The 21,964-nt window shown below is 61.3% G+C and carries 24 protein-coding genes; all 24 read right to left on the bottom strand.

What is annotated here, in order from left to right; all coding sequences use genetic code 11:
- Nucleotides 1–5 precede the first annotated feature (5 nt).
- Entirely contained in the window at nt 6–548 is a 543-nt protein-coding gene (gene rplE / locus ACDC67_RS00585; RefSeq protein WP_376689891.1) for a 50S ribosomal protein L5, read from the bottom strand.
- Between the two features lie 55 nt (nt 549–603).
- A complete protein-coding gene (gene rplX / locus ACDC67_RS00580; protein WP_376689890.1) occupies nt 604–921 on the bottom strand; it encodes a 50S ribosomal protein L24 in 318 nt (105 codons plus the stop codon).
- A gap of 10 nt (nt 922–931) precedes the next feature.
- A complete protein-coding gene (gene rplN, locus ACDC67_RS00575; RefSeq protein WP_116650677.1) occupies nt 932–1,300 on the bottom strand; it encodes a 50S ribosomal protein L14 in 369 nt (122 codons plus the stop codon).
- Nucleotides 1,301–1,314: 14 nt separating this feature from the next.
- Complete coding sequence (gene rpsQ / locus ACDC67_RS00570; RefSeq protein ID WP_376689889.1) at nt 1,315–1,575, bottom strand: 30S ribosomal protein S17; 261 nt, start codon at nt 1,573–1,575, stop codon at nt 1,315–1,317.
- Complete coding sequence (rpmC, locus tag ACDC67_RS00565; protein WP_376689888.1) at nt 1,572–1,772, bottom strand: 50S ribosomal protein L29; 201 nt, start codon at nt 1,770–1,772, stop codon at nt 1,572–1,574. The genes rpsQ and rpmC overlap by 4 nt, the downstream gene beginning before the upstream one ends.
- The gene (gene rplP / locus ACDC67_RS00560) at nt 1,772–2,182 is read right to left on the bottom strand and encodes a 50S ribosomal protein L16 (protein WP_376689887.1); all 411 of its coding nucleotides are present in this window, start codon (nt 2,180–2,182) and stop codon (nt 1,772–1,774) included. Before rplP ends, rpmC begins: the two co-directional genes overlap by 1 nt.
- Before the next feature lie 3 nt (nt 2,183–2,185).
- Nucleotides 2,186–2,875, bottom strand: a complete 690-nt coding sequence (gene rpsC, locus ACDC67_RS00555) for a 30S ribosomal protein S3 (protein ID WP_376689886.1) — start codon at nt 2,873–2,875, stop codon at nt 2,186–2,188.
- Nucleotides 2,876–2,877: 2 nt separating this feature from the next.
- Complete coding sequence (gene rplV, locus ACDC67_RS00550; protein WP_376690543.1) at nt 2,878–3,210, bottom strand: 50S ribosomal protein L22; 333 nt, start codon at nt 3,208–3,210, stop codon at nt 2,878–2,880.
- An 18-nt stretch (nt 3,211–3,228) separates the two neighbouring features.
- Entirely contained in the window at nt 3,229–3,501 is a 273-nt protein-coding gene (gene rpsS / locus ACDC67_RS00545; protein WP_376689885.1) for a 30S ribosomal protein S19, read from the bottom strand.
- 12 nt (nt 3,502–3,513) lie between these two features.
- Nucleotides 3,514–4,341: a 50S ribosomal protein L2 gene (rplB, locus tag ACDC67_RS00540; protein ID WP_376689884.1), complete on the bottom strand. Its 828-nt coding sequence runs from the start codon at nt 4,339–4,341 to the stop codon at nt 3,514–3,516.
- Nucleotides 4,342–4,366: 25 nt separating this feature from the next.
- Nucleotides 4,367–4,663, bottom strand: a complete 297-nt coding sequence (rplW, locus tag ACDC67_RS00535) for a 50S ribosomal protein L23 (RefSeq protein WP_376689883.1) — start codon at nt 4,661–4,663, stop codon at nt 4,367–4,369.
- The gene (rplD, locus tag ACDC67_RS00530) at nt 4,660–5,262 is read right to left on the bottom strand and encodes a 50S ribosomal protein L4 (RefSeq protein WP_376689882.1); all 603 of its coding nucleotides are present in this window, start codon (nt 5,260–5,262) and stop codon (nt 4,660–4,662) included. Before rplD ends, rplW begins: the two co-directional genes overlap by 4 nt.
- 11 nt (nt 5,263–5,273) lie before the next feature.
- Nucleotides 5,274–5,912 carry a 50S ribosomal protein L3 gene (gene rplC / locus ACDC67_RS00525; protein WP_376689881.1) on the bottom strand — a complete coding sequence of 213 codons (639 nt, stop codon included), beginning with the start codon at nt 5,910–5,912 and terminating at the stop codon, nt 5,274–5,276.
- Between the two features lie 13 nt (nt 5,913–5,925).
- A complete protein-coding gene (gene rpsJ / locus ACDC67_RS00520) occupies nt 5,926–6,237 on the bottom strand; it encodes a 30S ribosomal protein S10 (protein ID WP_376689880.1) in 312 nt (103 codons plus the stop codon).
- 187 nt (nt 6,238–6,424) lie between these two features.
- Nucleotides 6,425–7,615 (bottom strand): elongation factor Tu, encoded by a 1,191-nt coding sequence (gene tuf, locus ACDC67_RS00515; RefSeq protein ID WP_376689879.1) that lies wholly within the window; start codon nt 7,613–7,615, stop codon nt 6,425–6,427.
- A gap of 31 nt (nt 7,616–7,646) precedes the next feature.
- Nucleotides 7,647–9,740, bottom strand: coding sequence for an elongation factor G (gene fusA, locus ACDC67_RS00510; protein ID WP_376689878.1), 2,094 nt, complete (start codon nt 9,738–9,740; stop codon nt 7,647–7,649).
- 26 nt (nt 9,741–9,766) lie between these two features.
- Entirely contained in the window at nt 9,767–10,237 is a 471-nt protein-coding gene (gene rpsG, locus ACDC67_RS00505) for a 30S ribosomal protein S7 (protein ID WP_376689877.1), read from the bottom strand.
- Nucleotides 10,238–10,249: 12 nt separating this feature from the next.
- On the bottom strand, nt 10,250–10,624 hold the full coding sequence (gene rpsL / locus ACDC67_RS00500) for a 30S ribosomal protein S12 (RefSeq protein ID WP_376689876.1): 375 nt from the start codon (nt 10,622–10,624) through the stop codon (nt 10,250–10,252).
- Between the two features lie 377 nt (nt 10,625–11,001).
- Nucleotides 11,002–15,219: a DNA-directed RNA polymerase subunit beta' gene (gene rpoC / locus ACDC67_RS00495; protein WP_376689875.1), complete on the bottom strand. Its 4,218-nt coding sequence runs from the start codon at nt 15,217–15,219 to the stop codon at nt 11,002–11,004.
- 19 nt (nt 15,220–15,238) lie between these two features.
- The gene (gene rpoB, locus ACDC67_RS00490) at nt 15,239–19,324 is read right to left on the bottom strand and encodes a DNA-directed RNA polymerase subunit beta (protein WP_376689874.1); all 4,086 of its coding nucleotides are present in this window, start codon (nt 19,322–19,324) and stop codon (nt 15,239–15,241) included.
- A 172-nt stretch (nt 19,325–19,496) separates the two neighbouring features.
- A complete protein-coding gene (gene rplL / locus ACDC67_RS00485) occupies nt 19,497–19,877 on the bottom strand; it encodes a 50S ribosomal protein L7/L12 (protein ID WP_376689873.1) in 381 nt (126 codons plus the stop codon).
- Between the two features lie 36 nt (nt 19,878–19,913).
- Complete coding sequence (gene rplJ, locus ACDC67_RS00480; RefSeq protein ID WP_376689872.1) at nt 19,914–20,441, bottom strand: 50S ribosomal protein L10; 528 nt, start codon at nt 20,439–20,441, stop codon at nt 19,914–19,916.
- 396 nt (nt 20,442–20,837) lie between these two features.
- Nucleotides 20,838–21,530, bottom strand: coding sequence for a 50S ribosomal protein L1 (gene rplA / locus ACDC67_RS00475; protein ID WP_376689871.1), 693 nt, complete (start codon nt 21,528–21,530; stop codon nt 20,838–20,840).
- Nucleotides 21,530–21,964: a 50S ribosomal protein L11 gene (gene rplK / locus ACDC67_RS00470; RefSeq protein ID WP_376689870.1), complete on the bottom strand. Its 435-nt coding sequence runs from the start codon at nt 21,962–21,964 to the stop codon at nt 21,530–21,532. The genes rplA and rplK overlap by 1 nt, the downstream gene beginning before the upstream one ends.

Genomic DNA, 21,964 nt, shown 5'->3' with positions numbered 1-21,964 from the left:
ACTCCTCACTTGGCCCGGAAGGGGAAGCCGAACGCTTCCAGCAGGGCCAGACCTTCTTCATCAGTCGCTGCCGTCGTAGTGACGGCGATATCCATCCCGCGCAACGTATCGACCTGGTCGTAGTTGATCTCGGGAAAGATGATCTGTTCCTTGATGCCCAGGTTATAGTTGCCGCGTCCGTCGAAGGACTTGCGCGGAATGCCGCGAAAATCGCGCACACGCGGCAGGGCAACGTTCACCAGGCGATCCAGAAACTCGTACATGCGTTCACGCCGGAGCGTCACCATGCAGCCGATCGGGTAGTCGTCACGGATCTTGAAGCTGGCAACCGACTTGCGAGCCTTGGTGATCACCGGCTGCTGGCCCACGATCTTGGCCATGTCGGACACGGCATGTTCGATGACCTTCTTGTCACCAACCGCCTCGCCAACACCCATGTTCACCGTGATCTTGGTGATCCGCGGCACCTCCATCGGGTTGGAATAGCCGAACCTTTCGGTCAGCTTTCCGACGACTTCGTCCTTGTAGAATTCTCTTAGCCTTGCCATTGTCTTTTCCAGAAAATTTTCGGTTTCCAGCTCTCAGCTGACGGCCTGCGCCGACTCAGATATCGACCACTTCTCCGGTCGAACGGTAAAATCGAACCTTTCGGCCATCCTCGAGGTTCTTGAAGCCAACCCGATCACCCTTGCCGGTTCCCGGGTTGAACAGCATGACGTTTGAAGCGTCGATCGGCGCCTCGCGCTCAATGATGCCGCCGGGCTTCTGGTTCTGCGGGTCGGGCTTTTGATGGCGCTTGACCATGTTCACGTTCTCGACCAGAAATTTCTGGTTCTTGAGAACCTTGAGCACGTGACCACGCTGACCTTTGCTGCGGCCTGCGATCACGATGACTTCGTCGCCCTTGCGAATACGTTCCATCTTGAACTCCTTACAACACTTCCGGTGCGAGCGACACGATCTTCATGAACTGCCCCGTTCGCAGTTCGCGCGTGACCGGCCCGAAAATACGCGTGCCAATCGGCTCGAGCTTGTTGTTGAGCAGCACGGCGGCATTTCCGTCAAAACGGATCAGCGAACCGTCGCGGCGCCGAACGCCCTTGGCGGTGCGCACCACGACTGCATTGTAAACCTCGCCCTTCTTGACCTTGCCGCGCGGAATGGCGTCCTTGACGGTCACCTTGATGACGTCGCCAATATTGGCGTAGCGGCGCTTCGAGCCACCGAGCACCTTGATGCACATGAGCTCGCGCGCTCCGCTGTTATCGGCTGCAGACAGCCTTGACTGCATCTGAATCATGTCTCTAGCTCCGCTTACTGGGCCCGTTCGACCACTTCAATCACTTGCCAGGCCTTGGTCTTGGAGATTGGCCGGGTCTGCTCGATACGCACGGTATCGCCTTCGTTACAGCTGTTGTCGGCATCGTGAGCATGAACTTTGCTCGAACGGCGCACGTACTTGCCGTATAGCGGATGCTTGACCAGCCGCTCGAGGCGAACCGTCACGGTCTTGTCCATCCTGTTGCTCACGACGCGTCCGACGACGCTGCGCTGCTTGCGGTCTTCGCTACTCATGCCTTCTTCTCATCCTGCTTCTGGTTGAGCACAGTCTTGACCCGTGCAATATCCTTGCGGACCCGGCGCATATCGTGGGGCGTGCCCAACTGGCCGGTGCCGTGCTGCATGCGCAGGGAGAACTGTTCCTTGCGCAGGTCCAGGAGCATGTTGTTGAGCTCGCTGGAACTCTTGTCACGCAATTCATTCGCTTTCATCACAGCGTCCTCGCTACAAACGTGGTGCGAACGCTCAGCTTGGCAGACGCGCGACGGAACGCCTCACGTGCAATATCCTCGCTGACGCCCTGGATCTCGTAAATAACGCGACCGGGCTGGATCGGGGCAACCCAGTACTCGACGTTGCCCTTGCCCTTACCCATCCGGACTTCCACCGGCTTCTTGGTAATGGGCTTGTCCGGAAACACCCGGATCCAGAGCTTACCGCCGCGCTTGACGTGACGGGTAATGGCACGTCGGGCCGACTCGATCTGACGCGCAGTAATGAAGCCGCGCGTGGTCGCCTGCAACCCGTACTCGCCAAAGCTGACGCGGTTGCCCACGTGAGCCAGGCCGCGGTTGCGCCCCTTCTGCTGCTTTCTGAACTTGGTGCGTTTCGGCTGCAGCATCGTTTAACTCTCCTTGCGCGCACCGCCCTTGGCCGGTGCATTTTCCGAACTCTTCTCGGCGTAAAGGTCGAAAACTTCGCCCTTGTACACCCAGACCTTGATCCCGATAACCCCGTAAGTCGTGCGGGCTTCGGCCGTGCCGTAATCGATGTCGGCGCGCAGCGTGTGCAACGGCACACGGCCTTCGCGGTACCATTCGCTTCGCGCAATATCCGCGCCATTGAGGCGACCACCGACCTGAACCTTGATGCCCTGGGCGCCAAGGCGCATCGCGTTGCCGACCGAGCGCTTCATGGCGCGGCGAAACATCACGCGACGCTCGAGCTGCTGGGCGATGCTTTCAGCGACCAGCTTGGCATCGAGCTCGGGCTTGCGGATCTCGTTGACCCGAATATGCGTCGGCACACCCATGATCTTGCTGAGCTCGCGACGCAGCTTGTCGATGTCCTCGCCCTTCTTGCCGATCACGATACCGGGGCGCGCCGTATGCACGGTGATTTCGGCGGTCTTCGCAGGGCGCTCAATCTCGATGCGGCTGACGGCTGCATGAGCAAGCTTCTTCTGCAGGAACGCCCGAGCCTCGAGATCGGTGTTGAGCTGGTCGGCGAAGTCGCCCGATTCGGCGTACCACTTCGCGCCCCAGTCCTTGGCGATTCCAAGACGAATTCCGGTTGGATGTACCTTGTGACCCATGATTAGTCCTCTGCCACGACAATGGTGATGTGACTCGTGCGCTTGAGAATGCGCGTAAAACGACCCTTTGCGCGCGGCATACCCCGTTTGAAGGTCGGACCTTCATCGACGAAAATCGTCCGCACCTTCAGCTCGTCGATATCGGCGCCGCTGTTGTGTTCCGCATTCGCGATCGCGGACATCAGCACCTTGCGAACGATATGCGCCGCCTTCTTGTTGCTGAACGTCAGAACCTCGTCGGCCCGTTCGACGGGCAGTCCGCGAATCTGGTCCGCGACCAGGCGGGCTTTTTGCGGCGAAATTCGCGCGCTTTTGAGCTTTGCTGTAGCTTCCATCACCGTCTCGAACCCTTGTTACTTGGATCTACGGTCACCGCTGTGACCCTTGAAAGTTCTCGTCGGCGCGAATTCGCCGAGCTTGTGTCCGACCATGTTCTCGTTGATCAGGATCGGCATGTGCTGCCGGCCGTTGTGTACCGCGATGGTCAAACCAACCATCTCGGGCATGATCATCGAGCGACGCGACCAGGTCTTGATCGGACGCCGGTTGTTTGCTTCGACCGCCGCTTCGACCTTCGACTGAAGGTGATGGTCGATAAACGGGCCTTTCTTGATAGAACGTGGCATGACGAATTCCTGTTACTTGCGCTTGCGCGAGCGCGTGATGTACTTGTCGGTGCGCTTGTTCTTGCGGGTGCGCTTGCCCTTGGTCGATACACCCCAGGGCGTGACCGGGTGACGGCCGCCCGAGGTCCGGCCTTCACCGCCACCGTGGGGGTGATCGACCGGGTTCATCGCAACACCGCGCACGGTAGGCCGAACACCGCGCCACCGCTTTGCACCGGCCTTGCCCAGCTTCTCGAGGTTGCGCTCGACGTTGGACACCTGGCCGATCGTCGCGCGGCAGTTGACGTGCACCTTGCGCATCTCGCCGGAGCGCAGCAGCACGGTTGCATACTGCCCTTCACGCGCCACCAACTGCACGGTCGCGCCGGCACTGCGCGCCATCTGGGCGCCCTTGCCCGGCTTGAGCTCCAACGCGTGGATCTGCGTGCCCACGGGGATGGAGCGCAACTGCATGGCGTTGCCCGGCTTGATCGGCGCCTCTGATCCACTCAGGATCTCGTCGCCGTCGCGCACGTGGCGCGGGGCGAGAATGTAGCGGCGCTCGCCGTCGAGATACTTGATCAATGCGATGTGCGCACTGCGGTTCGGATCGTATTCGATCCGCTCGACCACGCCCCGAATGCCGTCCTTGTCCCGACGGAAATCGATACGGCGATAGTGGTGCTTGTGACCACCGCCGCGGTGACGCGTCGTGATGCGGCCGGCGTTATTTCGGCCACCGGTCTTGCCCTGGGCTTCCAGAAGCGGAGCATGCGGCTCGCCCTTCCAGAGGTGGGCGTGCCGGATCTGCACCTGGCCTCTACGGCCCGGAGATGTCGGTTTTGACTTTACGATTGCCATGATTCTATTCCCGGCTCGCTAATTTTCAGTCTGCCTGCACTTCTTCGATGGTCTGTCCGCTCTTGACGCGCACGTAGGCTTTCTTCCAGCCCTTCTGGCGCCCCGGAACAAGACGGAAGCTCTTCTGCTTGCCCTTCACGTTCAGGACCTGCACTTGCTCCACGTCGACCTCGAACAGGCCTTCAACCGCGCGCTTGATGTCGCCTTTGCTGGCGTCACCGCGCACCTCGAAAACGTACTGATTGCTGTCTGCCTGCAGGAGCGCCGTCTTTTCGGAGACGTGCGGCCTGCGGACGATCTGGTACATGCGTTCGGTCTTCATGCCAGCCACTCCTCGATCTTGTTGACGGCCGCCTTGGTCATGACGACCTTGTCGGCGCCGACGAGGCTGACCGGATCGAGCGTATCGACCGTCAGCGCCTGCACGCCCTTGACGTTACGGCTGCTCAGATAGACATTCGTATCGAGCTCTGCGTCGACCAGCAGGCCACGCTCCAGGCCGAGCTCGGAACACTTCGCCAGCAGCGACTTCGTCCTGGGCTCGCCGACGTCGAACTGTTCGACAACGACCAGGCGTTCCTGTCGCACCAATTCGGAAAGAATCGCCTTGATCGCTGCACGGTACTGCTTGCGATTGACCTTCTGGCTGAAGTCGCGCGGCTGCGCCGCGAAGGTCACTCCGCCCGAGCGCCAGAGCGGGCTACGGATCGTGCCGGCGCGCGCATTACCCGTTCCTTTCTGGCGCCACGGCTTGCGACCGCCGCCGGACACCGCCGATCGGTTCTTCTGCGCCTTGGTTCCGGCTCGTCCACCGGCCAGGTAAGCCGTGACCACCTGGTGCACAAGGCTTTCCGAAAAATCGCGGCCGAAGACCTCGTCGGAGACCTTGATCTTGTTGCCGCCGTTTACTGCGAGTTCCATCACTCTCTCCTTCAGGCCTTGATCGACGGACGAATCATGACGTGCCCACCGGTTGCGCCGGGGACAGCACCGCGTATCAGAAGCAGGTTTCGCTCGGCATCGACACGCACGACCTGGAGGTTGAGAGTCGTCTGACGCTCATCGCCCATGTGACCGGCCATTTTCTTGCCCTTGAACACCCGACCCGGGGTCTGGCACTGGCCGATCGAACCCGGCGCACGGTGCGCCAGCGAGTTGCCGTGGGTTGCGTCTTGCGTACGGAAGTTGTGCCGTTTGACCACGCCGGCAAATCCCTTGCCCTTGGTGATACCGGTCACATCAACTTTCTGGCCCGCTTCGAAACGCTCAACCGTCAGCTCGGTGCCGATTTCGAGACCGTCACCGTCGCTTCCTTCGAGTCGAAACTCCCACAGACCTTCGCCGGCTTCGACACCCGCTTTCGCGAAATGCCCGGCCAGCGGGCGGGAGACCAAAGACGTACGCTTGCTGCCGCAAGTAACCTGGATCGCGGCATAGCCGTCCGTATCCTGTCCGCGGATCTGCGTGATCCGGTTCGGGCTGACCTCGACCACCGTTACCGGGACGGAGTTACCTTCCTCGGTAAAGATGCGGGTCATGCCGCGTTTGCGTCCTACCAATCCGATAGCCATTGTTCTACTCGCCTCAATACAGCTTGATCTGCACATCAACGCCCGCAGCCAGATCCAGCTTCATCAGGGCATCGACCGTCTTGTCGTTGGGATCAACGATATCCAGCAACCGCTTGTGGGTGCGAATCTCGTACTGGTCTCGCGCGTCCTTGTTGACGTGCGGAGACGTCAGCACCGTGAAGCGCTCCTTGCGCGTGGGCAGTGGAATCGGACCACGAACCTGCGCACCCGTGCGCTTGGCGGTATCCACGATTTCCTGGGTCGACCGATCGATCAAACGATGATCGAAACCCTTCAAACGAATACGGATTTTCTGTTCGGCCATTGCCGTACGCCTTCAGTCTGTTAAAGATCAAAATCTATTCACCCGCCTTTCGGCGGACACGATTGCGACCCTTTCGAATCGCGCCCCTGCTCCAGGCAGGGGTCAGGGGTCAGAATTGAGGCTACAAGGTTCAGCGTACCCGCGGCTAAGCCGCGTCCTGAACCCTGAAACCTGAATCCTTAAACCTTTATTCAATAATCTTCGACACCACGCCGGCGCCCACGGTACGACCGCCTTCGCGAATCGCGAAGCGCAGGCCTTCTTCCATGGCGATCGGCGCAATCAGCTCGACCGTCATCTGGACGTTGTCGCCCGGCATGACCATCTCCGTGCCTTCCGGCAGCTGGCAGTCACCGGTGACGTCGGTCGTACGGAAGTAGAACTGCGGGCGATAGCCCTTGAAGAAAGGCGTGTGGCGGCCGCCTTCGTCCTTGCTCAGCACGTAGACCTCGGCCTCGAACTTGGTGTGCGGCGTGATCGACCCCGGCTTGGCCAGAACCTGGCCGCGCTCGACGTCGTCGCGCTTGGTACCGCGCAGAAGAACGCCCACGTTGTCGCCCGCCTGACCCTGATCGAGCAGCTTGCGGAACATCTCGACACCCGTGCACGTCGTCTTCGTCGTGTCCTTGATACCCACGATCTCGATCTCGTCGCCGACGTGAATCACGCCGCGCTCGACACGACCGGTCACAACCGTACCGCGGCCGGAAATCGAGAACACGTCCTCGATCGGCATCAGGAAATCCTTGTCCAGGTCGCGCTCGGGCTCGGGAACGTACTCGTCCAGGGCCTCGACCAGCTTCAGGATCGACGGCACACCAATCTCGGACTCGTCGCCTTCGAGCGCCTTGAGCGCCGAACCGGTGATCACCGGCGTGTCGTCACCCGGGAAATCGTAGTCGCTGAGCAGCTCGCGAACTTCCATCTCGACCAGTTCGAGCAGCTCGGCGTCGTCGACCATGTCAGCCTTGTTCAGATACACCAGAATGCACGGAACGCCAACCTGGCGGCCCAGCAGAATGTGCTCGCGCGTTTGCGGCATCGGGCCATCAGCGGCCGAAACCACCAGGATCGCGCCGTCCATCTGCGCCGCACCCGTGATCATGTTCTTGACGTAGTCGGCGTGACCCGGGCAGTCCACGTGAGCATAGTGGCGGTTGTCCGACTCGTACTCGACGTGCGCGGAGGCAATCGTGATACCGCGCTCGCGCTCTTCCGGCGCATTGTCAATCTGGTCGTACGCGCGGAACTCACCACCACGCGCTTCCGCGCACACCTTCGTCAGCGCCGCCGTCAGCGTCGTCTTGCCGTGGTCGACGTGACCGATGGTGCCCACGTTGACGTGCGGCTTATTACGTTCGAACTTTGCCTTGGACATAGCTGCTAATCCTCTTCTGATTCTCTGGAGCTCAGGCGCTCTTCTTCATGATGTTTTCAGCCACGCTATTGGGCGCCTCTTCGTAAGCGAGGAACTCCATGACGTAGTTGGCACGGCCCTGGCTCATCGAGCGCAGGTCGGTGGCGTAACCGAACATTTCCGACAGCGGAACGTTGGCGCGGATGACCTTTCCGGCCGGGGCATCTTCCATGCCCTGGACCAGGCCGCGACGACGATTCAAATCGCCCATCACGTCACCCATGTATTCTTCCGGCGTGACAACCTCGACCTTCATGACCGGCTCGAGAATGACAGGCTTGGCCTTCTGGGCACCGTCCTTGAACGCCATCGAGCCGGCGATCTTGAACGCCATTTCGCTCGAATCGACTTCGTGGTACGAGCCGTCGTACAACGTGGCCCGGATATCGACCATCGGGTAACCCGCGAGCACACCGTTCTGGAGCGCCTCCTCAATTCCCTTGCCGACCGAACCAATGTAATCCTTGGGTACGACGCCGCCGACGATCTTGTCGATGAACTCGAAACCACCGCCTTCGCCCATCGGCTCGAGCTTGATCTTGACGTGACCGTACTGGCCGCGACCGCCCGACTGGCGAACGAACTTGCCCTCGGCCTCGACCGACTGACGAATCGTTTCGCGATAAGCCACCTGCGGCTTGCCGACGTTGGCTTCGACCTTGAACTCGCGCTTCATGCGGTCGACGATGATGTCGAGGTGGAGCTCGCCCATACCGGAAATGATCGTCTGGCCCGACTCTTCGTCAGTCCGAACCCGGAACGACGGGTCTTCCTGCGCCAACTTGCCCAGCGCGAGGCCCATCTTCTCCTGGTCGGCCTTGGACTTCGGCTCAACCGCAACAGCAATGACCGGCTCCGGGAACTCCATGCGCTCGAGCGTGATCACGTCGGACGGGTCACACAGGGTGTCGCCCGTGGTCACATCCTTGAGGCCCACGGCTGCGGCGATATCGCCGGCGTAGACTTCCTTGATCTCTTCGCGCGAATTGGAATGCATCTGCAGCAGCCGCCCGATGCGCTCCTTCTTGCCCTTGATCGGATTCAGGACGGTGTCGCCGGCCTTGACCACGCCGGAATACACCCGGAAGAAGGTCAGGGAACCGACGTAGGGGTCAGTGGCGATCTTGAACGCCAGTGCGGCGAACGGAGCCTCGTCGGACGTCGGCCGCCGCTCTTCCTCGTCGTTCTCGTTCAGGCCGCGGATGTCCTTCACCTCGGTCGGCGCCGGCATGTACTCGACGATCGCATCCAGCAGCGCCTGCACGCCCTTGTTCTTGAAGGCAGTGCCGCACAGCACGGGCACGATTTCGTTGGACAGCGTCTGCTGACGCAGCCCAGCAATGATCTCTTCGGCGGTCAGCTCACCGTTCCCGAGGTACTTCTCCATCATTTCTTCGGAGGCCTCGGCGGCCGACTCGACCAGATGCTCGTGGGCGGCCTGCGCCTCTTCGGCGAGCTCGGCGGGGATGTCGCGAGCCTCATAGGTCGTACCCATGTTGTCCGCGTCCCAGTAGATGGCACGCATCCTGACCAGGTCCACGACACCTTCAAACTCTTCCTCGGCACCGATCGGAAGCTGGATCGGAACCGGGCGCGCGCCCAGGCGCTTCTGAATCTGTTCGACAACGCGGTGGAAGTTAGCGCCGGTTCGGTCCATCTTGTTGATGAACGCCATGCGCGGCACCGCATACTTGGTGGCCTGGCGCCAGACCGTTTCGGACTGGGGTTCCACACCGCCGACGGCACAGAACACCGCTACGGCACCATCGAGCACGCGCAAGCTACGCTCGACTTCAATCGTGAAGTCGACGTGACCCGGGGTATCGATGATGTTGATGCGGTATTCCGGCCATTCCTTGTCCATGCCCTGCCAGAAGCAGGTTGTGGCCGCGGAAGTGATCGTGATGCCACGCTCCTGTTCCTGCTCCATCCAGTCCATGACGGCATTGCCATCATGCACTTCGCCCAGCTTGTGCGAAATGCCGGTGTAGAACAGGATGCGCTCGGTCGTCGTCGTCTTGCCCGCATCAATGTGGGCCATGATCCCGATATTCCGATAGCGCTCGATGGAAGTTTTGCGTGACACTTTTAAAACCTCGGTTGCTTTACTGCTTACCAGCGGTAATGAGCGAAAGCCTTGTTGGCTTCGGCCATCCGGTGGGTATCTTCGCGCTTCTTCACGGCAGACCCGCGCTCTTCCATGGCGTCGAGAAGCTCGCCGGCCAGCCGGCGCGGCATCGTATTCTCACCGCGCTTGCGCGCCGCATCGATCATCCAGCGCATGGCGAGAGCCTGCTGACGCTTGGGGCGAACCTCGACCGGCACCTGGTAGGTCGCACCACCCACCCGGCGAGACTTGACCTCGACGGCGGGCGCGACGTTATCGAGGGCCTTTTCGACCGCTTCGAGCGGCTCGGCCTGGCCCTTGCGCTCGATCTCTTCGATCGCACCGTATACGATTCGCTCTGCGACGGACTTCTTGCCGTCCATCATCACCATGTTGATGAAGCGGGCGATCATCAGGCTGCCAAATCGGGGATCCGGCAGGATGTCGCGCTCAAAATTCGAATGCTTGCGGGACATTATCTAATTCCGTCAGTTCTTCGGACGCTTGGCGCCGTACTTGGAGCGACCCTGGCGGCGGTCCGAAACACCTGCGGTGTCCAGGCTGCCGCGAACGGTGTGGTAACGCACACCGGGAAGATCCTTGACACGGCCGCCGCGAATCAGCACCACCGAGTGTTCCTGGAGGTTATGCCCCTCCCCACCGATGTAGCTGGTCACTTCGTAACCATTGGTCAGGCGCACACGAGCCACCTTGCGAAGGGCCGAGTTCGGCTTCTTCGGCGTGGTGGTGTACACGCGGGTGCACACGCCGCGCTTCTGCGGAGAAGCCTCCAGCGCAGGCACGTTTGACTTTACTTCCTGGGGCCGCCTTGGTTTGCGGACCAACTGATTGATCGTCGCCATAATTTTTTGATATCACAAGAAAACAAACGACAGACCGAAAATCCGGCCTGCCGAAGAACGAGAATTTTAAGGGGTAGCTGACGGCGTGTCAATACCTGGTGCCGCCTAATTAGGCCGGGAGGGCGGTTTGGGGATCGGCGCCCGGGCCGGGGCCCGGAAATCTCAAATTCCAAGCACCAATTTCCAAAAAAGGACCAATGACCCAATTCCCAATGTCCCAAACGAAAAGCCCGGCTCCGACTCCCGAAATGGCAGCCGTTTGGGTCATTGGAGCTTGGAATTTAGAATTTGTTTGGTACTTGGTGCTTGGTCCTTGAAAATTGAGCCTTCTAGAAACCGCGGCGCCGGAGTCCGACGCCGCAGCAAACCGGAGAGACCTACTCCTCGGCATCCCCACCAGCCGGCTCTTCGACCTGCGGCGCCTCCTCGGCATCCGAGGCGCGCAGCAGCGCCGCCAGCTCGGCATCGGCCTCCTCGTGGCGGTGCTCCTTGCGGCGCTGAACCGCGATCCGCCCGGTGCCCGCGGGAATCAGGCGACCGACGATGACGTTCTCCTTGAGACCGCGCAGGCTGTCGACCGTGCCCCGAACGGCGGCGTCGGTCAACACGCGCGTGGTCTCCTGGAACGACGCGGCCGAGATGAAGGACTCGGTCGCCAGCGACGCCTTGGTGATGCCCAGCAGTACCGACTGGAAGCGCGGCGGAATCTGGCCGGCCTGCTCCAGGCGCTCGGCTTCTTCCAGGGCGCGCGTGCCTTCGACCTGCTCGCCCCTGAGGAAGCTGCTGTCGGCCGCATCCGTAATCTCGACCTTGCGCAGCATCTGGCGAATCACGACTTCGATGTGCTTGTCGTTGATTCCCACACCCTGCAGCCGGTAAACGTCCTGGATTTCCTGCACCAGGTAGTCGGCCAGTCGCTCGACGCCCAGCAGGCGCAGGATGTCATGCGGGTTGGGTTCACCATCGACCACGGTCTCGCCCTTGGCCACGTGCTCGCCCTCGAACACCATCACCTGGCGCCACTTCGGAATCAGTTCCTCGTGGGTATCACCATTTTCGTCGGTAATCACCAGGCGCTGCTTGCCCTTGGTCTCCTTGCCGTAACTGACGACACCGGAGGCTTCGGCCAGGATGGCGCCTTCCTTGGGCTTGCGCGCCTCGAACAGGTCGGCCACTCGCGGCAGACCACCGGTGATGTCGCGCGTCTTGGACGACTCCTGGGGAATGCGCGCAACCACGTCGCCGACCTTGATTTCCTGGCCGTCGGCACAGTTGATGACCGCGCCGGCCGGCAGGTAGTACTGCGCCGGCTGTTCGGTGCCCGGAATGTTGAGCACCTTGCCCTTCTTGTCGAGCAGGCGGACCATCGGCCGCAGGTCCTTGCCTTCGGAGCCGCGCTTCTTCGGATCGGTGACGACCATCGAGGTCAGCCCGGTCACCTCGTCGACTTCCTCGGTGACGGTCACGCCGCCGATAAAGTCGTGGAAGCTTGCAAAGCCGGCCAGCTCCGCAACCACCGGGTGGGTGTGCGGGTCCCAGTTGGCAACCTGCAGCCCGACATCGACCTTGTCGCCTTCCTTGACGTGGAGCAGCGCGCCGTAGGGAATCTTGTAACGCTCTCGCTCGCGCCCGTGCGTGTCGATAACGGACAATTCGCCCGAGCGCGACACGGCGACCAGCTTGCCGTCCACGTTCTCGACCGACTTGAGGTTGTAGAGTCGGACCGAACCGGCAGACTTGACCTCGATATGATCGACGGCCACGGAGCGGGAAGCGGCACCACCGATATGGAAGGTCCGCATCGTCAGCTGGGTGCCGGGTTCGCCAATGGACTGGGCAGCGATCACGCCAACCGCCTCGCCGTGGTTGACCATCGAGCCCCGCGCCAGGTCACGACCGTAGCAGGCCGCGCAGATGCCGTGGCGCGTCTCGCAGGTGATCGCCGAGCGCACGAGAACACGGTCGATGCCGTTCTCTTCCAGCGTATCGACCCACTCTTCGTCCAGCAATGTGCCGCGCTCGCACAGCACTTCGTCGCTGTCGGCCGGGTAGATGTCCTCGGCGACGACACGGCCGAGGATACGTTCGCCGAGGGGCTCGACGACATCGCCGCCCTCGACGATCGGCAGCATTTCCAGGCCGTTCTCGGTGCCGCAATCGTCTTCGATTACCACCAGGTCCTGGGCCACGTCGACCAGGCGACGCGTCAGGTAGCCGGAGTTGGCGGTCTTGAGCGCCGTATCCGCCAGGCCCTTTCGGGCACCGTGGGTGGAGATGAAGTACTGCAGGACGTTGAGGCCCTCGCGGAAGTTCGCGGTGATGGGCGTTTCGATGATCGAGCCGTCCGGCTTGGCCATCAGGCCGCGCATGCCGGCAAGCTGGCGGATCTGCGCCGCCGAGCCACGGGCGCCGGAGTCGGCCATGATGTAGATCGAGTTCATCGAATCTTCCTCGACCTCGTTACCGTCGATGTCGATACGCGTGCGCTTGCCGATGCGCTTCATCATGGCCCTGGCGACTTCTTCGTTGCAGCGCGACCAGATATCGACCACCTTGTTGTAACGCTCGCCGGCCGTGACGACACCAGAGGCGTACTGGTTCTGGATATCCAGCACTTCCTTCTCGGCACGCTCCAGAATCGCCTTCTTCTCCGGCGGCACCTGCATGTCGTCGAGACCGATCGATACACCGGCACGCGTCGAGTAGCCGAACCCGGTGTACATCAGCTGATCGGCGAAAACGACGGTCGTCTTCAGTCCGAGCTTTCGGTACGACTCGTCGATCAGGCGCGAGATCTGCTTCTTCTTGAGCACCTGGTTAACCAGCTCGAAGGGCAGGCCCATCGGCAGGATTTCACGCAGCAGGGCTCGACCGACCGTCGTTTCGTAACGATTGAAGACTTCCTTCTCGTTGCCGTCCTCGTCGATCTCCAGCTCCCGGATGCGAACGGTCACAGCGGCCTGCAGATCCACCTTCTGGTTGGAATAGGCGCGATTAACCTCTGCGACACTGGAGAAGAACATGCCTTCACCGCGGGCGCCGGCATTGTGACGAGTCATGTAGTACAGCCCCAGCACCACGTCCTGGGTCGGCACGATGATGGGCTCGCCGCTGGCAGGCGACAGGATGTTGTTCGACGACATCATCAACGCGCGCGCTTCGAGCTGAGCTTCCAGCGAAAGCGGTACGTGGACGGCCATCTGGTCACCGTCGAAGTCGGCGTTGAAAGCGGTACAGACCAGCGGATGGAGCTGGATGGCCTTGCCTTCGATCAGGACCGGTTCGAACGCCTGGATACCCAGGCGGTGCAGCGTCGGCGCGCGGTTGAGCAGAACCGGGTGCTCGCGGATGACTTCCTCGAGAATGTCCCAGACCTCGGGCTCTTCACGCTCGACCAGCTTCTTGGCCGCCTTGATCGTCATGGCGAGGCCGCGACGCTGCAGCTTGGAGAAGATGAACGGCTTGAACAGCTCCAGCGCCATCTTCTTGGGCAGGCCGCACTCGTGCAACTTGAGCGTCGGGCCGACCACGATGACCGAACGGCCGGAGTAGTCGACGCGCTTGCCCAGGAGGTTCTGGCGGAAGCGACCCTGCTTGCCCTTGATCATGTCGGCCAGAGACTTCAGCGGCCGCTTGTTCGTCCCGGTGATGGCGCGACCACGGCGGCCATTGTCGAGCAGTGCGTCGACCGATTCCTGCAGCATGCGCTTTTCGTTGCGCACGATGATGTCGGGCGCGTTGAGCTCGAGCAGTCGCTTCAGGCGGTTGTTACGGTTGATGACGCGGCGATAAAGATCGTTGAGATCCGAGGTCGCGAAACGCCCCCCGTCGAGCGGCACAAGCGGACGAAGATCCGGCGGCAGCACAGGCAGAACCGTCAGAATCATGTACTCCGGCCGGTTGCCCGACTCGAGGAAAGCCTCCATCAGCTTGATTCGCTTGGACAGGCGCTTGATCTTCGTTTCGGAGTTGGTCGCCGAGATATCCTCCCGCAACTGGTTCAGCTCCGAGTTGAGGTCGATATTCTTGAGCAGCTCGAACACCGCTTCGGCGCCCATGCGGGCGTCGAACTCGTCACCGTACTCCTGCATCGCGTCGAGGTACTCCTCGTCGGTCAGCAGCTGACCACGCTCGAGCATGGTCATGCCCGGGTCGAGCACCAGATAGGACTCGAAGTAGAGGATGCGCTCGATATCCCTGAGCGTCATGTCCAGCATCAGGCCAATACGGCTGGGCAGCGACTTGAGGAACCAGATGTGCGCCACGGGCGAGGCCAGGTCGATGTGACCCATGCGCTCGCGACGAACCTTGGTCAGCGTGACCTCGGTACCGCACTTCTCGCACTTCACACCGCGATGCTTCATGCGCTTGTACTTGCCGCAGAGGCATTCGTAGTCCTTGACCGGACCGAAAATGGCCGCGCAGAACAGGCCCTCACGCTCCGGCTTGAAGGTCCGGTAGTTGATGGTCTCCGGCTTCTTGACCTCGCCGAAGGACCAGGAACGGATCAGCTCCGGCGGAGCCAGCCCGATGCGGATCGCGTCAAATTCAGTAATCTGGTTCTGACGCTTGTACAGATTGAAAAGGTCGCGCACTTGCTGCCTCCTCCTGAGATCAGGATGATTCTTCGAGTTCGATATTGATGCCCAGCGAGCGGATTTCCTTCACCAACACGTTGAAGGATTCCGGCATGCCCGCGGTCATCTGATAATTGCCGTCGACGATGGACTTGTACATCTGGTTGCGGCCCTGCACATCGTCAGACTTGACGGTGAGCATTTCCTGCAGCGTGTACGCCGCGCCGTAGGCCTCCAGTGCCCAGACCTCCATCTCGCCGAAGCGCTGGCCGCCGAACTGGGCCTTGCCGCCCAGCGGCTGCTGGGTCACGAGCGAGTAAGGTCCGGTGGAGCGGGCGTGCATCTTGTCGTCGACCAGGTGGTTGAGCTTGAGCATGTACATGTAGCCAACCGTGATCGGCCGATCGAATGCATTTCCCGTACGACCGTCGTAGAGCATCATCTGGCCGCTCTCCGGCAGGTCGCCCATCTTGAGCAAGCGCTTGATCTCGTCTTCGTGGGCACCGTCGAAGACCGGGGTGGCCATCGGCACCCCGCCCTTGAGATTCCCGGCCATTTCCAGGACCTCGCCGTCGGTGAACTGCTTCATGTCCACGCGGCCTTCCTGGTCGGAGTTATAGACGTCACCAAGGAACTTGCGCACCTTTTCAGTCTTCTCGTTGGCCTCGAGCATGGCCTCGATCTTGTGACCGAGCCCGCGCGCTGCCAGGCCGAGGTGAACTTCGAGAACCTGTCCGATGTTCATTCGCGACGGCACACCCAGGGGACTGAGAACAACATCGATGGGGGTACCATCCTCCATGAACGGCATGTCCTCGGTCGGCACCACGGTTGAAATCACACCCTTGTTGCCGTGACGGCCGGCCATCTTGTCGCCCGGCTGCATGCGGCGCTTGACGGCCAGGTAGACCTTGACCATTTTGAGCACGGCCGGTGCCAGCTCGTCACCACGGGTGATCTTTTCCTTTTTCTCCTCGAAGCGCTTGTCGAAGGCCTTCCGCTGCGCCTCGATCTGGCGGGCCGCGCGCTCGAGCAGCTCCTGGGCTTCATCGTTGCGCATGCGCAGCTTGAACCAGTCGTCTCGCTTGAGCTCGCCCAGATAGGCCGGGGTCACCTTGGCGCCCTTCTTGAGGCCGCCGGGGCCCTTGTCGGCCACCTTGCCGGACAACACCGACTCCAGGCGCGAAAAGATGGCGTCTTCCATGATGCGGAGCTGATCGTCGAGGTCCTTGCGGACCTGGCGGATCTCGTCCTTCTCGATGGCGATGGCACGGGCGTCCTTGTCGACACCCTCGCGGGTGAAGACCTGGACATCGATGACGGTGCCATCCATGCCGGTCGGAACGCGCAGGCTGGTGTCCTTCACGTCGGACGCCTTCTCGCCGAAGATGGCACGCAGCAGTTTTTCTTCCGGCGTCAGCTGAGCCTCGCCCTTGGGCGTGACCTTGCCGACCAGAATATCGCCCGACTTGACTTCGGCACCGATGTAGACAATGCCCGACTCGTCGAGCTTGGCCAGGGTGGATTCACCGACGTTGGGGATGTCGGCCGAAATCTCTTCCGACCCCAACTTGGTGTCACGCGCCACGCAGGTCAGCTCCTCGATATGAATCGAGGTGAACCGGTCTTCCTTGACAACATTCTCCGAGATGAGAATGGAGTCCTCGAAGTTGTAGCCGTTCCACGGCATGAACGCGATCAGCATGTTCTGGCCCAGCGCCAGTTCACCGAGGTCGGTCGAAGGACCATCGGCAAGCACGTCCTTCTTCTCGATGACATCACCGACGCGCACCAGCGGACGCTGGTTCATGCAGGTGTTCTGGTTGGATCGCTCGTACTTGACCAGGTTGTAGATGTCCACGCCCGGATCATTCTCACCCACTTCGTCGTCGTTGGCGCGAACCACGATACGACCGGCGTCGACCTGGTCGACCACGCCACCGCGGTTGGCGACGGTCGTCACGCCGGAGTCGGTCGCCACGGCACGTTCCATGCCGGTTCCGACAAGCGGCTTGTCGACTCTCAGCGTCGGCACGGCCTGGCGCTGCATGTTCGAACCCATCAGCGCACGGTTGGCGTCATCGTGCTCCAGGAACGGCACCATCGATGCGGCCACCGACACGATCTGGCGCGGCGAGACGTCCATGTAGTCGATCTCGTCAGGACGCTTGAGGGTGAATTCACCCTGGTAACGACACGGGACCAGCTCGTCCTTGAACTTCTTGTTCTTGTCCAGGTCGGCGTTGGCCTGGGCAATCACGTACTCGCCCTCCTCGATCGCAGACAGGTACTCGACTTCATCCGTCACCTGGCCGCCGCCAACCTTTCGATAGGCGGTTTCGAGGAAACCGTACTGGTTGGTGCGCGCGTAGCAGGCAAGCGAATTGATCAGGCCGATGTTCGGCCCTTCCGGCGTCTCGATCGGGCAAAGACGACCGTAATGGGTCGGGTGCACGTCGCGCACCTCGAACCCGGCGCGCTCGCGCGTCAGACCGCCCGGGCCGAGTGCCGAAACACGGCGCTTGTGAGTCACTTCCGACAGCGGATTGTTCTGATCCATGAACTGCGAAAGCTGCGAGGAGCCGAAGAACTCCTTGATCGCCGCCGCCACGGGCTTGGCATTGATGAGATCCTGGGGCGACGAGCCTTCGCTCTCGACCGTGGTCAGGCGCTCGCGCACCACGCGCTCGACACGGACCAGGCCGATACGGAAAGCATTCTCGGCCATCTCGCCGACCGAACGCACTCGCCGGTTGCCGAGGTGGTCGATGTCGTCGACCGTTCCGTTGCCGTTGCGGATATCGATCAGCACGCGCAGGACCTCGAGGATGTCCTCGCGATCGAGAACGCCCGGCCCTTCGATCTCCTTGCGGCCGACCCGGCGATTGAATTTCATGCGGCCAACCGCCGACAAGTCGTAGCGGTCGGGCGTAAAGAACAGGTTGGCGAACAGGTTCTGGGCCGCTTCCTTGGTCGGCGGCTCACCTGGGCGCATCATTTTGTAGATTTCCCACAGCGCCTCGAGCTCACTGCTGGTGGGATCGATGCGCAGGGTGTTCGAGATGTACGGACCCTGGTCGAGATCGTTGACGTAGAGCACGTCGAACTTCTTGACCTTGGCCTCGCGCATACCCTCGAGGACTTCTTCGGTGATCTCGTCGTTGGCTTTCGCGACCAGCTCGCCGGACTCGGTATCAACGATGTCGTGCGCCAGGATCTTGCCGATCAGGTAGTCGTCCGGCACGTCGAGGGTCTTCACCCCCGCCTGCTCGATGAGCTTGACGTGGCGCGCGGTGATGCGCTTGTCCTTCTCGACGATGACCTTGCCGTCCTTGTCGACGATATCGAACAGCGCGTTCTCGCCGCGCAGACGCTGCGGCACGAGGTCGATCTTGCCGTCACCCTTGCGGAGCGTGACCCGGGTCTTCTCGAAGAAGTAGTCGAGCATTTCTTCTTCGTTCATGCCCAGCGCACGCAGCAGGATCGTCACCGGCAGCTTGCGGCGGCGATCGATGCGCGTGAAGATGCAGTCCTTGGGGTCGTACTCGAAGTCGAGCCACGAGCCGCGGTACGGAATCACCCGTGCCGAGTACAAAAGCTTGCCCGAGGAATGGGTCTTGCCCTTGTCGTGATCGTAGAAGACGCCCGGCGAACGGTGCATCTGGTTGACGATCACCCGCTCGGTACCATTGACGATGAACGTGCCGGTGTCGGTCATCAGCGGCAGATCGCCCATGTAGACGTCCTGCTCCTTGACTTCCTTTACCCGCTTGTTCTTGGCAGGACTTTCCTTGTCATAGATAATCAGTCGGACCTTGACGCGAAGGGGCGCGGTATAGCTCATGCCCCTGAGCTTGCACTCGGTCACATCGAACTCGGGCGAACCCAGTTCGTAATCGACGTATTCCAGCGCGGCATTGCCCGAATAACTGGTAATCGGGAACACCGAACTGAGGGCGCCGTGCAGACCCGTTTCCTGGCGATCGACCTCGCCGACGCCCAACTGCAGAAACTGCTTGTAAGAGTCGATCTGGGTAGCCAGCAGAAACGGCACTTCGAGCACCTGCGGGTGCTTGCCGAAGTTCTTGCGAATACGTTTCTTTTCCGTGAAGGAGTAGCTCATGAGCGTCTTTCCCACCTGGTGTTGCGTCGGCCGGGACTTGTCATACAATGCTGCCCTGGCACCCGGTGACATTCCCGGGCAGCGACCGCGTTCGCGGTACAAACGGGAACGGGCCGGGCACCTTTGCGGCACCCAGCCCTGCTTCCATCAAACAACTGAATATGCGGAATGGTTACTTGACCTCGACGGTCGCACCCGCTTCTTCCAGCTGCTTCTTGACGTCTTCGGCTTCCGCCTTTTCCACACCTTCCTTGACCGGCGTGGGCGCGCCTTCGACCAGTTCCTTGGCTTCCTTCAGACCCAGGCCCGTAATGCTGCGGACGGCCTTGATGACGCCAACCTTGTTGTCGCCAAAGCTGGCGAGAACCACGTCGAACTCGGTCTGCTCTTCGGCAGCGGCGGCTTCGCCACCACCGGCGGCGGCACCGGCTACGGCCACGGGGGCAGCAGCGGAAACACCGAACTTTTCTTCCATGGCTTCGATGAGGTCAACAACCTCCATCACGCTCATTTCGGAAATGGTTTCGAGAATATCGTCTTTTGAAACGGCCATTTTCTTTAGCTCCAGAATGTTTCGAGATTGATTAAATCAGGCAGCTTGCTTGCTGTCGCGAACTGCTGCGACCGTGCGAACCAGCTTGGTGTGCGGCTCGGCAAGGGTGCGGACAAACTTCTCGATCGGCGCCTTCATGACACCCATCAGCATGGCGATCGCCTGATCGCGCGTCGGCAACTTGGCCAGGCGCTCGAGTTCACTGGCATCGTGAAGCTCGGCACCGACCGCCACCAGGCGGGCAACCAGCTTGTCGTTCTCCTTGGAATAGTCCTTGATCAGGCGCGCTGCCGCACCCGGGTCTTCCATGGAAAACGCAAACAGCAGCGGGCCGACCAGGCCCTCGCTCATGCATTCAAAGTCCGTACCCTCAACGGCACGCTTGACCAGCGTGTTCTTGGCAACCTTCAGATATACGCCTTCGCTGCGCGCCTTGACGCGTAACGCGGTCATGTCACTGACGGTCAACCCACGGTACTCGGCAGCAACTGCAGAATGTGCAGACTTCGCCGCATCGGCGACTTCCGCCACCACTGCCTTTTTCTGCTCAAGTGTGAGCGCCATTGGCTACCTCCATTGAGTTTGGATCGACCGGCCGGAGCCAGCCTTTCCATACCATCCCGCATCTCGCGATACGGGTCCCTGGTGGCCGTTTCTCCCGTACCAACGGGATAATCGGGCGACACCATCTGCGCGGGCGGGCCTTTCGGACCATTACCGCCGCCGGCTCGTCACCGGCCGCGACCCGCGGTCTTGGACGGGCGCCTCCCCTTGAGGGGAAGGCGAACGCCCGGAAGAAGGAAAGGTTTCAGGTTTCAGGGTTCAGGTTTCAGGGGCGGGCTGCCGCTTCCCTCGCGGGAAACATCAACGCGCCTGCTGAGACCGGATCCTCGTCACCCAAATACCATTCCTTCTCCTGTTCTTTTCCTGAAACCTGAACCCTGAAACCTTCCTTTGGAATCAGACGCTCAGACTGCTCGTATCGACGACCAGGCCCGGACCCATCGTGGTCGAGACCGCGACCTTGCGCAGGTACTGACCCTTGGCCGAAGGCGGCTTTGCCTTGACCAGCTCGGCGACCAGCGCCTGCAGGTTCTCGCGCAGGGCATTGACGTCGAAGTCCGCCTTGCCGATCGTGCTGTGCACGATGCCGCCCTTGTCGTTGCGGAACTGCACCTGGCCCGCCTTGGCGTTCTTGACCGCCGTCTCGACATCTGTCGTGACCGTACCCACCTTGGGGTTGGGCATCAGGCCCCGCGGACCCAGCACCTGGCCGAGCTTGCCGACCACGCGCATGGCATCGGGTGTGGCGATGCAGACATCGAAATCGATGGTGCCGCCCTTGATCGTTTCGGCCAGATCGTCCATGCCGACGATATCGGCGCCGGCGGCCTCGGCTTTCTCGGCGTTCTCACCCTGGGCGAAAACAGCCACGCGAACGCTCTTGCCCGTCCCGTGCGGCAGCACCAGCGCGCCCCGGACCACCTGGTCGGACTTGCGCGGGTCCACACCCAGGCGGACGGCGACGTCCACGGACTCGGTGAACTTGACCTTGCTCAGGGACTTGAGCAGCTCCAGGGCTTCATCGATGCCATAGGACTTGCCCGCTTCAATCTGTTCGCGCATGGCGCGAATACGCTTGGACTTGGCCATCACTCGACTCCTTCCACATTCAGACCCATGCTGCGCGCGCTGCCGGCGATGGTGCGCACGGCGGCGTCCATGTCGGCTGCCGTCAGGTCGGGCTCTTTCATCTTGGCGATTTCTTCGAGCTGATCGCGGGTAACCGTGCCCACCTTGTTGGTGTTCGGCTCACCCGAACCCTTCGGGATCTTCGCCGCCTTGCGCAGCAACACCGCAGCCGGCGGAGTCTTGGTGACAAAGCTGAAGCTGCGATCATTGAAAACGGTGATCACGACCGGGATCGGCAGCCCCTGCTCGGTGTCCTGCGTCTGGGCATTGAACGCCTTGCAGAACTCCATGATATTGACGCCGTGCTGACCCAGCGCCGGACCCACGGGTGGGCTCGGGTTTGCCTGGCCGGCCGGCACCTGCAATTTGATGTAACCGGTGACTTTCTTAGCCAT

The sequence above is a fragment of the Wenzhouxiangella indolica genome (assembly GCF_042310355.1).
In the GTDB taxonomy this organism is placed as follows: Bacteria; Pseudomonadota; Gammaproteobacteria; order Xanthomonadales; family Wenzhouxiangellaceae; genus Wenzhouxiangella.
Note: the sequence above shows the minus strand (reverse complement) of the source record. Positions and strands in the feature narration are given on the sequence as shown.